Genomic DNA, 13703 nt, shown 5'->3' with positions numbered 1-13703 from the left:
GCCCCGATGAGGGCGGATTCATCCTATCCGCGGGCCTTCGTGCTCACCGGCGGTTCCCACCAGACTCAAAGGTGACTGCGAGCGGAATCGCACCCGTTCGACGCGATGCCGCGGTCAGGGGCAGGCCCAGTACTGCGTTCCGTTGATCGTCACCTGGACGAGCGTGGCCCCGGGGCACGGACCGCACCCCGTGGGCGGAGGTGCCGCGATCGTCGTGGTCGTGGTGGTGGTCGAGGTCGAAGCGCTCGATCCGCCCGACCGAGACGAGGACGGCGTCCAACCGGAGTCGTCAGAGGAGTCTGCTGCCGCTGCGGCGGCGGCAGAGGCCGCTGCTGCAGCAGCCGCGGCAGCGGCAGCCTCGGCCGCGACTCGCGCATCCTCGGCCACCTGCCAGGCCGCCGTCTGCTCGGTCACCGACTTCTCCGCCGCGCGCACCGTGAACACGAGGTCGACGGGGAACGACGCATTGTCCATCGCCCGTGTCAGGTTCGTCGTGGCGGCGCGAAGCGCGTCGAGCGCCGCACCGCTGGCCTTGCCCGTGCCTGCCGCCGACGCCGCGGCGCCGTTCGCGAGTTCGTCGCGGGCGAGGGCACGCAGCACGGCGGAACGGCTCGCCGCGAGATCGAGCGTCGTGCTGCCGATGCCGATGTGGTGGGCGTTCTCGACGATCGCGACCGATCGTGCCTCGTTGACGCTCAGCTCGCTCGCGTGAGCGGCGGCCGCGGAGACGCTGGACGCCGTGACGATCGCTGCGACGACGAGGGCGGCTCCGGCGATGGCCAGCGGGCGGCGCCGGAGGGCGGGGTGCGTGTTCATGGTGCTCCATCCGGGCGGGTAGGGCCGCCCGCAACCGTAGGGAGTTACAGGAGGTGGATGCGCCGACGGGTAGGGGGCCGTCGACCTGCACAGCGTGACAGCGCCGCCATCCGGGTGTCTATCCCCCGTTCCTGTCCCCCGAACGGCGAAGCCACCCGGAATGGGGTCAACCCCCGACGCAAGCCGGTTTCGCGCAAATGCTGGTGAGAACCTATTTATGGGCGGCGGTAGCGTTAATCCCGTTGTCACCCGAACTGGGACGACCGGGAGCACACCCGAGAACGCGATCGAGGTAGCGATTGGCGAACATGCCGGTCGGATCGAGCCGGTCGCGCAACGCCGTGAAATCGTCGAACCGTGGATAGAGGGTGCGCAGCTCGTCGGAGCCGAGCGTGTGCAGCTTGCCCCAGTGCGGACGACCGCCGTGCTCGCGCAGGATCTGCTCGACCGCGGCGAAGTACTCGGTGGGATCCTCGCGGTAGTAGCGGTGCACGGCGATGTAGCCGCTCTCGCGACCGGTGGCTGTGGAGAGCCACAGGTCGTCGGCTGCTGCGGAGCGCACCTCGATCGGGAAGGAGATGCGCCATCCCCGGCTCTCGATGAGCGCCCGGATCTCGCGGACCGCGGCGGGGATCTCCGCACGCGGCAGGGCGTACTCCATCTCCCGGAAGCGCACCGTCCGGTTGGTGACGAAGACGGATGGCGAATGGTCGGTGAAGTCGCGGTTGCCCGAGACGCGTTCGGCGAGGCGGGCCGTCGCGGGAACAGAGGCGGGTGCGAGGGTCCCGACGGCGCAGAGGGCCCGGTACGCCCCGTTCGCGATCACCTCGTCGTCGAGCCAGCGACCGAAGCGGCCGAGCGGATGTCGCTCCGCATCGCCGGAGAGACGGGTGTTGGTCTTGGTGAGACCCGTCGCGGTGTGCGGGAACCAGTAGAACTCGAAGTGGTCGGCGTCGCTGCACCGCTCGAGGTAGCTCTCCAGCACGGCGTCGAGGGGCTCGGGGCGCTCGACCGCCTGCAGCAGGTAGGCCGGCTCGAGCTGCATGGTCACATCGACGATGATGCCGAGCGCACCCAGGCCGAGCGCCGCGGCCGGCAGCAGTTCGGCATTCTCGGTCTCGCTCACCCTCAGCAGCTCGCCGTCGGCCGTCACGAGCGTAAGCGCCCGGATCTGCGTCGCGATGCCGCCGAATCGTCCGCCGGTCCCGTGCGTCCCCGTCGACGTGGCGCCCGCGATCGACTGCCGGTCGATGTCTCCCATGTTCGTCAGGGCGAGACCGCAGGGCTTCAACAGCGCGGGCAGGCGGTGCAGACGGGTTCCCGCGGCGAACGTCACCCTGGCGCGCGCGTGGTCGACGTCGATGATGCCGCTGAGGTCGGTCAGGTCGAGTTGCACGCCCGGCGCCACCGCGATGCCGGTGAAGGAGTGCCCGGCTCCCACCGCCTTGACCCCGAGGCCGGAACGTGCCGCCGCCTGCACGGCGCGCTGCACGGCGCCGGCGGAGGTCGGACGCTCCACCCGCACGGGCCGAACCTTCTCGGTTCGCGCCCAGTTGCGCCACGTCGCGCCGGTGGCACTCACAGGAAGACCCTTCCCTCGCCTCGATAGCTCGGCAGCGTGCCGACAACCTCGCCGCCGTCGATGAGTGCGAACTCGTCGACGTGCTCTGCGAGCTCGCCCGACTTGGTGTGACGCAGCCAGACGCGATCGCCCAGACGCAGGGCTCGCGCGCCGGGTCCGGTGACGGGCGTCTGCACCTCCCCCGCCATCTCGCGCGGCACCATCTTCAACCCACTCGGCCACGCGATCTGAGGCAGCCGGTCGTTCCCGGGCGGTCCCGACGCGACCCAGCCGCCGCCGAGGAGCGTCGCCGTTCCCGGGGCGGGCCGGCGCACGACGGGAATGGGGAAGGCGGCAGCTGGAGCGGGGGTGAACCGGGAGTAGCTGTCGAACAGGTGTCCGCCGAACAGTCCGCTGCCGGCGCCGATCTCGGTGACCGACGCATCCGAGTGGGTGCTCTCGAGCGAGCCCGTCCCACCGCCGTTGACGAATTCGAGGTCCGCGATGCGACGCACGGCGGCCACGGCGACCGAGCGACGATCGTGCAGCTCTTCGATCGACTGCTGCTGCATCCACCGCTTGATCGCGCCGTCGACGGGCTTGCCGATCGGCCGGTCGCCGACGCCGGCGATCTGCGCCTCGTAGGCCATCATGCCGACCAGCCGGAAACCGGGCCGGCGCCCGATGTACTGCGCGAGCGAGGCGGCGGCATCCGCGTCGTGCACGGGAGAGCGCCAGACGCCGATGTGCCCCAGCAGGCGGGAGTTCCACGAGGCGTCGAGCTCGAGGCAGACCCGGATCTCCTCGCGCGCCGCGGCGGGGAGCACGGCGTCCACCAGGTCGAGCTGGGCAGGTGAGTCGACCATGATCGTCACGCGGGAGGCGAGCTCGGGCGAGCTGGCGAGGCGACGGATGGCGGTGCGGTCGACGGTCGGATACCCGACGACCACATCGTCGACGGTCTCCGCCAGCCAGAGCGCCTCGGCGAGGGTGTAGGCGAGCACGCCTGCGAAATCCGGCTCGGCGAGCAGTTGCTCGATGACGCCGCGTACGCGAACGGACTTGCTCGCCACCCGGATCGGGGTGCCCCCGGCCCGGCGAACCATGTCGTGGGCGTTGTGCCGCAGCGCGTCGAGGTGCAGCGCCGCGAACGGCGTCTCGAGGTGCGCCGTGGCGCGGTCGATGGCTCCCCAGTAGGCGTCGGGTTCGAGCCACGGCTGGGCATCCGGAATGCGGTCGAGGTGCATGGAGTTCATCGCACGCTCCGAACCCGCATCACGGCCAGGGCGCCGAGCGCGGCGCACACGGCGGCGAGCAGGAACAGTCCCATGAAACCGCCCATCGCAGCGACCAGGAGGGCGCCGATGAGCGGGGCCATCGCCTGCGGGACGGCGAGGGCGATGTTCATGATGCCCAGGTCCTTTCCCCGGGTGAGCGGATCGGGCAGAACCTGCGTCGCGAGCGCCTGGTCGACGGAGAGGAAGCAGCCGTAGCCGGCGCCGAGGAGAGCCGCCGCCACCATCGCGACGGTCAGGTCGGGCACGAACGCGAGGAGGAGGGCCGCTAGGGCCTGCAGCCCCGATGAGATGGCGACGAACATGCGCCGACGACCGAGCTTGTCGCTGAGCCGGCCGAGGCCGATGGAGGCGAGGATGACGAACACCATGTAGACGAGCGTCAGGGTGATGAGGTCGTCCTCGGCCGTCTTGTCGTGGAGCCCGAACATGAGGAAGTACAGCAGCAGCGTGGTTCCGAACGCGTTGCCGAAGTTGACCAGCACCCGCCCGAGCAGCGTCCAGCCGAAGTCGGGGTGCTCGCGCGGAGAGATCCAGAGGTCGTCCAGCATGCCGCGCGCCGTCAGTCGCGCCTTCTGCTCGCGAGCGAGCACGGCGTCCGGCCGGAGGAGGAAGGGGACGACGAGAACCAGGAGCAGCACCGCGACCGCGACGTAGCCCGCCACCTGCCCGGTGAAGAGGTAGAGCACGAGCAGCAGGCCGAGGATGGTTCCGACGGCCTGCGGGGCAGCCAGCCAGCCGGAGACGTAGCCCCGCTGGTCCACCGGCACCTGGTCGGAGATGGTGGCGGTCAGGGCGGCCGTCATCACGCAGAAGCCCGTCAGTGTCACGACCCAGAAGATGCCGATGCCGATGATCGAGGTCTGGAGCCCGAGCGCGATGAGCCCGAACGCGAACAGCAGCGCCCCGCCGGCGATCCACGGTCGGCGCCGCCCGAACCGCGACGTCGTGCGGTCGGAGAGCGCGCCGGTGAGCGGGTAGGCGACGATCGCGAACACCCCGGCGATGCCCGAGATGATGCCGAACGCCACGACGCTGTCGACCCAGTGGGCGGGGTGGAGCTGGTCGTCCACCTGCTGCGGCAGCAGGAGCTGGATGGGTGTGAGCTGCGCCATCCAGATGCCGAGCCAGGCCGCGCCGAACGCGGCGATCCATCCTCCGGTAACCCGCTGGCGTGGTTCGGCGAAGACTGCCGGGGTCATGGCGTTCACATCGGTCATGGCGTGGTGGCCCATCCCGCGAGCGCATCCGCCGCGTTGTCGATCAGACGGTCGGCGGCCGCATCATCGCGGTCGACGAGCCAGCTGAGGGTGAGTCCGTCGGTGAGCGCGATGAGCATTCGCGCCACCTCGGTGATCGGTCGGTTCCAGATGCTCCCCGTGCGCTGCGCAGCGACGACGAGCGCCTCGGCGGCGAGAGCGTGGTAGCGGTCGTACTGCTCGCGCGCGAGATCCTGCAGCTCGGGGGTGCGCAGCGCGTACAGGGCGAGCTCGTTGACGGCCTGCTCGCGGGTGGGGTTCTCGCGCAGCAGCTCCAGGTAGCGCTGGAGTCCGGCGTGCAGGACCTCTCGGAGTCCGCCTTCTGGGATGTCCTCGGGAAGCACGGCGAGCTGCTCGCCCGCGACCACCCAGGCGACCACCTCGCGCATGAGCTCCGCCTGGCTCGTGAACGCGTAGTGGAAACTGGCGAGCGACATGCCCGCCTCCGCGACGATCGCGCGCGTCGTGGCCGCAGCCACCCCTCCGCGTGCGATCACGCGCACCGCCGCCTGGACGAGCGCCGCCCGGCGTTCGGGTGCGGGGATGCGGGCCAACGGCGACTCCTGACACGGCGGTGGGACAAAAGTGGGACGGACGACCCAGATGGTCGTCGCATCAGTATGCACCATTCGGGCGCGTTCGGCGCGCATCCCGTCCCGCGCGGACGGGACGCCGGATCACGCGGTGTCCGGCCCCATCGCGTCAGCGTCGACGGCGCCCGCCGCATCCCCCTTGAGTTCGACGAGGATCGTGTGGGTCGGAGTCGTTCCGATGTTCTCGCCGGTGTGACGTTGCGCCGGCAGCCAGAGCGCTTGCCCGGAGGCGAGGTCCACGTTGCGCTGGCCGCCACCCGTGCTGAGGCGACGCTGGAAGTCCGTCAGCGTGATCATCACCGAGTTCGGGTGCACGTGCGGCGTCGTGCTCTCGCCCGGCTCATCCCAATAGTCGAGCACCCGCACCGACTCGTTCTCGAAGATCATCCGGTAGTGCTCCGGGTTGGTCGTCACCGGGTCCTCATCCGTCATGCCCCGAGGGTACGCCGCGAACGTATGCCCGTGCCGGTTCAGGTGAATGTAGACCCGCGCCGGGGCCGCGTCAACCTGCTGGCATCGCCGGCCGGCCCCCGTACCGTTGCGTTCGAGCGGGGAGACCCGAGAGAGCAGGCGATGATGCCCACCTACACTGCGAAGCGCCCCTTGGACGGCGACGCCGACGCGTACTTCGACTACGTCTCGGATGCCGAGAACCTGCCGAAGTACTTCCCGCGCATGACGGAGGCCCACGACGTGGGAAACGGCATGGTCGAGACCACCGCTCATGTCGACGCCGACCAGGACGGGAAGGACGAGACCGTCACGTCGGACGCGAAGTTCGACGTCGACGACGCGTCCCGCACCATCACGTGGTCCTCGCCCGGCGACCACGACTACCACGGTTCGTTGAAGCTGACGGATGACGGTGTCGAGTTGACGATCCACACCACGGCGGAGTTCCCCGGCATCCAGGAGTCCCTCGACGACGCCTTGGCCACGATCGCCGCCAACCTGGAGCAGCAGGCCGACTGACGCCGCGCGTCCGCCGCCCGCTGCGGTGCCATAACGCGCATCCCGCCACCGGCTCGGTGCGATAACGCGCATACCGTCGCGTGGGTATCCGCCCATGCGCGCGAAGCGTCAGCGGTTCAGTGCAACAACGCGCATCCCATCGCCGATTCGGTGCGATTACTCGCATACCGTCGCGTGGATATCCGTCCATGCGCGAGGCGTCGGCGGTTCAGCGCAACAACGCGCATCCCGTCTGCGGTCGGTGCCATGACGCGCATCACCTCGACGGGTACTGGTCGGACGGTGCCGGTCGCACATCGCGACGTCCGACAACGCGCATCACGCCGGCGGTTCAGTGCCACAACGCGCATCAGCGAGTGATTCCATGCCACGACGCGCACCGGCGAGTAGTTCGGTGCCACGACGCGCATCCGCCAGTGGTTCAGTGCCGTAACGCGCATCCCGCGACGGTTTGGCGCCACAACGCGCATCCCGCGACCGGTTCGGTGCCACAACGCGCATCCCGCGACCGGTTCGGTGCCACAACGCGCATCCGGCGACCGGTTCGGTGCCATAACGCGCATCTGGCATCCCGCGACCGGTTCGGTGCCATATCGCGCATCCGGTGGATGGAGCGCGGAGTCGCAGAGGCCGCGAATGCACCGTGCCCCCGCAGGGATTCGAACCCTGACTGAAGCGATTTTAAGTCGCCTGCCTCTGCCGGTTGGGCTACGGGGGCGGATGCCGGTTCCACGGTAGTGCACCCGCAGCGGAGGCTCGCCCGCGCCGGACGCACGAACGGCCGCCACCTCCACGAGGGGCGACCGTTCAGTGGCGGGTTCTACTTGGCGCCGGCGGGGGCCTTATCGGCCTTCACCTTCGAGGCGCGTCCATTGGACGATGCCGCCGGTACGGCAGCCGGTTCCACCGGTGCGGCAGCAGCCGGGGGCTTGGGACGCGCGGCGAACTCCTCGAACACGGCCCGGGGATGCTGCAGTGCCTCGATCGCGACGATGTCACGACCGAGGAAGAAGTTGTTCACCCACCCGGTGACGACGCGGATCTTGCGCTCCCACGTCGGCATGGCCAGTCCGTGATAGCCGCGGTGGGCGAACCACGCCAGGAGACCGGTGATGCCGATCTTGCCCGACTGGAACGCACCGACACCGAGGCCGATGCTGGCCACCGCGCCGAGGTTCTTGTGGTTGTAGTCCTTCGGGCCCTCGCCACGCAGGACGGCCACGATGTTCTTCGACATGAGCTTGCCCTGACGCACGGCGTGCTGGGCGTTCGGCACGCAGAAGCCGCCGACACCGCCGCCGCTGAGGTCGGGCACCGCCGCAACGTCACCGGCACCCCAGGCCCCGTCGATGAACCCGTCGTCGTCTCCAACGCGCAGGTCGGCGCGCACCTTGAGGCGCCCGCGCTCCTCGATGGGCAGGTCGGTGTTGCGCACGATCGTAGGGTTGGCCATGACGCCGGCCGTCCACACGATGAGGTCGGTGTCGAAGCTCATTCCGTTCGACAGCTCGACGTGCCCGTCGACGGCGCTCTGCAGCTGCGTCTCGAGGTGGATGGTCGCGCCGCGGTCGGCCAGGTTCTTGATGACCCAGTGACTGGTCTTGAGCGACACCTCGGGCATGATGCGCCCCATCGCCTCGATGAGGTGGAAGTGGGTGTCCTCGAACGAGATGGTCGGGTACTTGTCGAGCAACGCGCTCGCGAGCGAGCGCAGTTCTCCGAAGATCTCGATACCCGCGAAGCCGCCGCCGACGACCACGAAGGTGAGCAGGCGATCGCGCTCGGGGCCGGGGGGCAGGAGGGCGGCCTTGTCGAAGTTGCCGACGACCTTCTCGTGGATGGCGACGGCCTCCTCGATGGTCTTGAGGCCGATCGCCTGGTCGGCGATGCCGGGGATGGGGAAAGTGCGCGACACGGCACCGGCGGTGATGACCACCTGGTCGTACTCGAACGGGTACGGCTCGCCGACGAGCGGCTGGACGGTCGCGGTCTTGTTCGCGTGGTCGATGTAGGTGACCTTGGCGTTGAGGATGTTGGTCTTGGTGAGGTGACGACGGTGCGAGACGACCGCGTGGCGACCCTCGATGGATCCGGCTGCGACCTCGGGCAGGAAGGGCTGGTAGGTCATGTACGGCAGCGGATCGACGATCGTGACCTCGGCCTCCCCGTCACGCAGCCACTTCTCGAGCTTCCACGCAGTGTAGAACCCGGCGTAACCCCCGCCGACGATCAGAATTCTGGGCACAGTGAAAAGGTCTCCTCGGTGATCATGGATCGCGAGTTGCCTGCTTGCGCAGGGTCCGCTTGATATGCCGTGAGGCCCCGATGCCCAGCAGCACCACTAGGGTAGCAAACCCCAGCAGCACGGCGAACGGGACCGTCAGGTAGTTCAGGGTCAGGACGTTGGGCAGCAGAAGCGCTCCGACGTCGCGTTTGGGCACCGCGGGGTCGGGTGTCGGCGCCACGGCGACCGGCGTCGGCGCGGCGGTCTGGTCGGACGGGGTCTGGGCCCGGCGGTGGATGCGGATCCACTCCTTGAGCTGGTCGGCCGGCGTCGTGGTGGCTGGCGCGACCGTGGCTGTCAGCGCCGCCTTCGCATCGATGAGGCCGTTGCCGTAGATGGGGCTCGGGACGGTGTGACCGTCGGGATTGGCCGTCGCGACCACGCGCTGGATGGCGTTGGCGGCGTCGAGGTCGGGGTAAGCGGAGCGGACCAGTGCGATGAGCCCCGAGACGATGGGCGCCGCCCCGCTCGTGCCGCTCCACTTGACGTAACCGCCGCCCGGCACGACGCCGACGAGGTCCTCGCTGGGGGCGGCGACGGAGATGGTGATGCCCTGCGACGACGCGTCGAAGCTCGCCTGCCGGTTGCGGTCAACCCCGGCCACGGCGACGACGCCCGGGATGGTGGCTGGCGCCCCGACCTGCGACGTGCCCTCCCCGCGGTTGCCGGCGGCCGCGACGACGACGACGTCGTGCTCGAACGCGTAGAGGAACGCGTCGTCCCAACTCTCGGGCCAGTCGAGCGTGTTGCGGGTCAGCGACATGTTGATGACCTTCGCGCCCGCATCGACCGACCACTTCACGGCGGCTGCGATCTGGTCGTCCGTCGAGATGCCTGCGCCGTCCTCGGCACCGAAGGCGACGGATGCGCTCAGCAGCGTCGCCTCAGGTGCCACGCCGAGCACGCCGTTCCCCGTGCCCGTCCCTCGCCCGGCGAGCAGGGAGGAGACCATCGTCCCGTGGTCGCTGTCCTGCCCGACCGGCTTCTGCCCGTCGGCCGCGCCGGTTCCGGACGCGTCCGTTCCGCCGACGACGACGCCGCGCAGTTCCGCAACCGTCCCGTCGACGCCCGTGTCGATGACGGCCACCTTGACGCCGGCGCCCTTGGAGGTGTTCCACGCGCTCGTGAAACCGTAGTCGGACAACCAGTACTCGAGGTCGCGCACCTGATCGGCGTGCGCGGGGGTGTCGTCGACGACGACCGGCGCCACGCCGAGTGCCAGGACGGCCGCCGCGATCGCGACGCCCCCCAGCCACCGCCCTCGTGCCGAGACCACCTAGTCGATCGTCCCGTCGAGGTCGTAGTCGGCGCACTCGCAGACCTCGGTCGACCACGCGGCGCGCTCGAGTGCGAGGTCCCCGATGGGATTGACGCCCGGCCCGGCCGAGAGTGCGTGGGCTCCGAGAGCGTGGAGGCACTTGACGCGCTCGGGCATGCCGCCGGCGGAGAAGCCCCGGATCTCGTCGACCACGAGGATGGAGTCGCGGTCCGCGAGGTACGACTCGTGCGCGCGATGGTAGGCCGACCGAACGCCTTCGTCATCCGCGAGCACCTGGGTGTACTCGGTCATCACCTGCGTCGCCTCGAGCTGCGAGAGGGCGGCCGTCGCCGCCGGGTGGGACAGGTAGTACAGCGTCGGGAATGGCGTGCCGTCGTCGAGGCGGGGACGCGTCGCGACGACGGTGGGCGCGCCGCACACGCAGCGGGCAGGAATGCCGATGACGTTGCGGACCGGACGACCGAGCTGCGCGGAGACGATGTCGATATCGCGATCGGATGCCGGCTGGAAGGGCGGGGTGCTCATTGCGTCGCGCCGGCGGGTGGCGCCGTCTCGGGTGTGAGGGCGGCGCTCAGCGTCGAGGAGAACAGGACGTGCATCCAGTCGGTCTTGGTGGTCTGCAGGTCACGGCTCACGGGTGCCGGCTCTCCCGTGCCCTGCAGTGCGGGGACGTCGTTGATGACGAGGAAGCTCACCTCTCCGGGAAGCACGTAGGCCAACCGCTCGCGCGCCTGAGTGGTGATGAAGGTCTTGTCGTTCCAGCGCTCGCGTTGGTCGTCCAGATCCTTGATGGTGGCCTTCTGCTGGGCGACCGTGCTCTGCAAGCCGGCGATCTGCTGGCGTTGGGCGACCCACGCCTGCACACTCGGCACGATGACGATCACCGCCAGGACGGCGAGCCCCATCATGATGACGGTGAAGCCGGAGAAGCGCATGCCGCGGACCCACCCGCTGACACCGCGCTCACCGCGGGCGTCGGCCGGGCGCCCGGGGCGGGTCGGGGAGGAGGCCATGCTCAGTCTCCTCCCGTCCGCGTCAGACCTGGAATCGAGGGAAGGCGCCGCGACCGGCGTAGACCGCTGCGTCGCCCAGCTCCTCTTCGATCCTCAGGAGTTGATTGTACTTAGCCACTCGCTCGCTCCGAGCAGGCGCACCGGTCTTGATCTGGCCCGAGTCCACCGCGACGGCGAGGTCGGCGATGGTGGTGTCCTCGGTCTCGCCCGAGCGGTGCGAGAGGATCGTGGTGTAGCCGCTGCGCTGGGCGAGCGCTACCGCGTCGAGCGTCTCCGTCAGAGTCCCGATCTGGTTCACCTTCACCAGCAGCGAGTTGGCTGCGCCGCGACGGATGCCGTCCGCCAGCCGGACGGGGTTGGTGACGAACAGGTCGTCGCCGACCACCTGCACCTTCGAGCCGAGCTCAGCCGTGAGGTGCTCGTAGCCCTCCCAGTCGTCCTCGGCCAGCGGGTCCTCGATCGTGACGAGCGGGTAGTTCGCCACCAGGTCGCGGTAGTAGGCGGTCACCTGCTGGGCGTTCAACTGCTGGCCCTCGAAGTGGTAGCTGCCGTCCTTGTAGAACTCGGTCGACGCGGCGTCGAGGCCGAGTCCGAAGTCGGTTCCGGGGGTGAATCCTGCCTTGCCGATCGCCTCGACGATGAAGTCGAGAGCGGCCGTAGACGAGGAGATGTCGGGTGCGAATCCGCCCTCGTCTCCGAGCCCGGTCGCGAGACCGTTCGCCTTGAGCAGGCTCTTCAGCGCGTGGTAGACCTCCGCGCCCCACTGCAATGCCTGACCGAACGACTCCGCGCCGATCGGCAGGATCATGAACTCCTGCGTGTCGATTCCGTTGTCGGCATGCGCTCCGCCGTTGATGATGTTCATCATCGGGACAGGAAGGGTGTGGGCGTTCGGCCCGCCGACGTAGCGGAACAGCGGAAGGTCGAGGGAGTCGGCGGATGCGCGGGCGACCGCGAGGCTCACGCCGAGGAGCGCGTTGGCACCCAGCCGGCTCTTGTTCTCGGTGCCGTCGAGGGCTATCATCGCGCCGTCGATGACGCGCTGCTCGGTCGACTCGAGGCCCTCGATCTCATCGGCGATCTCGCCCATGACGGCGTCAACGGCCTTGAGCACGCCCTTTCCGCCGTAGCGCTTCGGGTCATCATCGCGCAGCTCGTACGCCTCGAACGCACCGGTCGACGCGCCGGACGGGACAGCGGCACGGGAGACCGTGCCGTCCTCGAGCAGGACCTCGACCTCGATGGTCGGGTTGCCGCGGGAATCCAGAATTTCGCGAGCGCCTACAGCCTCGATGAGAGCCACAACTATCTCCTTTTGAACCGGTTTCGGATGTAGAGAACGACGTTGTTCTTCGCTCAGTCTAGTGACGAGCCCAGGGGGCGGAACGGTCCGATCTCGCCGTCGGCGGCGACGAACGCGTAGCGCGAGAAGCCGTCGGCGAGGGCGCGTTCCAGCAGCGCCCGGGTGTTCTTGGTGCGCCCGGCCAGACGCACCCGGGCACCCTCGGCGACGAGTCGCTGCTTCAACGCCATCAGTTCCGCCGGTGACGCGTTCTTCTCGTGGATGACGAGCACGGCATCCGTCACCGCATCGTCGTCGTCGGCCAGCAGGTCGATGATGCGCTCGAAGCCGATGGAGAACCCGCAGGCTGGCACCTCGCTGCCCAGGAAGCGACCGATCATGCCGTCGTACCGGCCGCCGCCGCCGAGTGAGTATCCGAGCTCGGGGTGCGAGATCTCGAAGATGGTGCCGGTGTAATAGCCCATGCCGCGCACCAGGGTGGGGTCGAAGTCGAGTTCGATCCCGGTGACGGCCGCGCGGATGGCGAGCAACTCGTCGTAGACGTCGAGGTCGAGCCACGCCGGCGGCTCGCCCTCGTCGGCGAGGTGCCATCCGGCGTTCTGGATCGAGCCGAGGGTCTCAGCCGCCGACGCCGCGTCCACGCCGAGGCCGGCCAGTTCCTCGGCGACGCCGGACACGCCGATCTTGTCGAGCTTGTCGATGGTGATGAGGGCGCGCTCGTGCAGCTCGGCCGGCACCGCCCACGTGTCGAGCAGCCGGGCGAGGATGCGGCGGTCGTTGACGCGGATACGGCAGCCGACCAGTCCCAGCGCGTCGATCGCCGATGCGGTCGCACTGATGAGCTCGACCTCCGCGAGCATCCCCGCCTCGCCGATGATGTCGATGTCGCACTGCATGAACTGGCGGAAGCGCCCCTTCTGCGGGCGCTCGGCTCGCCAGACCGGGGCGACCTGGATGGCGCGAAACACCGCGGGCAGGTCGGCGCGGTGGCTGGCGTAGAACCGGGCGAGCGGCACGGTCAGGTCGAAGCGGAGCCCGAGGTCGGCGAGCGAGAGGGCGTCTCCGGATGCCGCGGCCGCCGCGAGCGCCTCGTCGGTGATGCCGCGACGCATCACGGCGAACGCGAGCTTCTCGTTGTCGCCGCCCAGGCCTGCGTGCAGATAGGCGGCGTCCTCCATGACGGGAGTCTCGATCTCATCGAACCCGTGGGCGCGGTAGGCCTGCCGGATGCTGCCGAGCGCGTGCTCGCGGCGAGCCTTGTCAGCGGGCAGGAAGTCGCGCATGCCGCGCGGCGGTGTCACGGATGAGGCCATGCGTCCATTCTTCCA

The 13703-nt window shown here is 69.4% G+C and carries 13 protein-coding genes and 1 tRNA gene; 1 reads left to right on the top strand and 13 read right to left on the bottom strand.

Features of this window, described 5'->3' with window-relative positions:
* Positions 1–114: 114 nt before the first annotated feature.
* From E6C70_RS01275 to E6C70_RS01250, 6 genes are all read right to left on the bottom strand, one after another.
* The gene (locus E6C70_RS01275) at positions 115–816 is read right to left on the bottom strand and encodes a hypothetical protein (RefSeq protein WP_136421483.1); all 702 of its coding nucleotides are present in this window, start codon (positions 814–816) and stop codon (positions 115–117) included.
* A 211-nt stretch (positions 817–1027) separates the two neighbouring features.
* Positions 1028–2398: a D-arabinono-1,4-lactone oxidase gene (locus E6C70_RS01270; RefSeq protein ID WP_136421481.1), complete on the bottom strand. Its 1371-nt coding sequence runs from the start codon at positions 2396–2398 to the stop codon at positions 1028–1030.
* On the bottom strand, positions 2395–3633 hold the full coding sequence (locus E6C70_RS01265; protein ID WP_207670006.1) for an amino acid deaminase/aldolase: 1239 nt from the start codon (positions 3631–3633) through the stop codon (positions 2395–2397). The genes E6C70_RS01270 and E6C70_RS01265 overlap by 4 nt, the downstream gene beginning before the upstream one ends.
* Positions 3630–4892 (bottom strand): MFS transporter, encoded by a 1263-nt coding sequence (locus E6C70_RS01260; protein ID WP_136421479.1) that lies wholly within the window; start codon positions 4890–4892, stop codon positions 3630–3632. The genes E6C70_RS01265 and E6C70_RS01260 overlap by 4 nt, the downstream gene beginning before the upstream one ends.
* Complete coding sequence (locus E6C70_RS01255) at positions 4889–5485, bottom strand: TetR/AcrR family transcriptional regulator (protein ID WP_168770833.1); 597 nt, start codon at positions 5483–5485, stop codon at positions 4889–4891. The genes E6C70_RS01260 and E6C70_RS01255 overlap by 4 nt, the downstream gene beginning before the upstream one ends.
* A gap of 123 nt (positions 5486–5608) precedes the next feature.
* A complete protein-coding gene (locus tag E6C70_RS01250) occupies positions 5609–5956 on the bottom strand; it encodes a cupin domain-containing protein (RefSeq protein WP_136421476.1) in 348 nt (115 codons plus the stop codon).
* A gap of 144 nt (positions 5957–6100) precedes the next feature.
* On the opposite strand from E6C70_RS01250, the gene E6C70_RS01245 reads away from it, so the two are divergent.
* Complete coding sequence (locus E6C70_RS01245; protein WP_136421474.1) at positions 6101–6496, top strand: SRPBCC family protein; 396 nt, start codon at positions 6101–6103, stop codon at positions 6494–6496.
* Positions 6497–7140: 644 nt separating this feature from the next.
* Here E6C70_RS01245 and E6C70_RS01240 read toward each other — a convergent pair.
* The 7 genes from E6C70_RS01240 to hisS form a co-directional block, all read right to left on the bottom strand.
* Positions 7141–7214, bottom strand: a tRNA-Leu gene (locus tag E6C70_RS01240).
* A 102-nt stretch (positions 7215–7316) separates the two neighbouring features.
* Complete coding sequence (locus E6C70_RS01235) at positions 7317–8741, bottom strand: NAD(P)/FAD-dependent oxidoreductase (protein WP_136421472.1); 1425 nt, start codon at positions 8739–8741, stop codon at positions 7317–7319.
* 22 nt (positions 8742–8763) lie between these two features.
* Positions 8764–10056 (bottom strand): S8 family peptidase, encoded by a 1293-nt coding sequence (locus E6C70_RS01230; protein ID WP_136421471.1) that lies wholly within the window; start codon positions 10054–10056, stop codon positions 8764–8766.
* Positions 10057–10584 (bottom strand): DUF501 domain-containing protein, encoded by a 528-nt coding sequence (locus E6C70_RS01225; protein WP_136421469.1) that lies wholly within the window; start codon positions 10582–10584, stop codon positions 10057–10059.
* A complete protein-coding gene (locus E6C70_RS01220; RefSeq protein ID WP_136421467.1) occupies positions 10581–11072 on the bottom strand; it encodes an FtsB family cell division protein in 492 nt (163 codons plus the stop codon). Before E6C70_RS01220 ends, E6C70_RS01225 begins: the two co-directional genes overlap by 4 nt.
* Before the next feature lie 22 nt (positions 11073–11094).
* Complete coding sequence (gene eno / locus E6C70_RS01215; RefSeq protein WP_136421465.1) at positions 11095–12375, bottom strand: phosphopyruvate hydratase; 1281 nt, start codon at positions 12373–12375, stop codon at positions 11095–11097.
* Between the two features lie 53 nt (positions 12376–12428).
* Positions 12429–13688, bottom strand: coding sequence for a histidine--tRNA ligase (gene hisS / locus E6C70_RS01210; protein ID WP_136421463.1), 1260 nt, complete (start codon positions 13686–13688; stop codon positions 12429–12431).
* Positions 13689–13703: the final 15 nt, after the last annotated feature.

Origin of the sequence: Orlajensenia flava, assembly GCF_004801905.1 — a bacterium.
In the GTDB taxonomy this organism is placed as follows: domain Bacteria; phylum Actinomycetota; class Actinomycetes; order Actinomycetales; family Microbacteriaceae; genus Orlajensenia; species Orlajensenia flava.
This window is presented reverse-complemented; position numbering and strand designations above follow the sequence as displayed.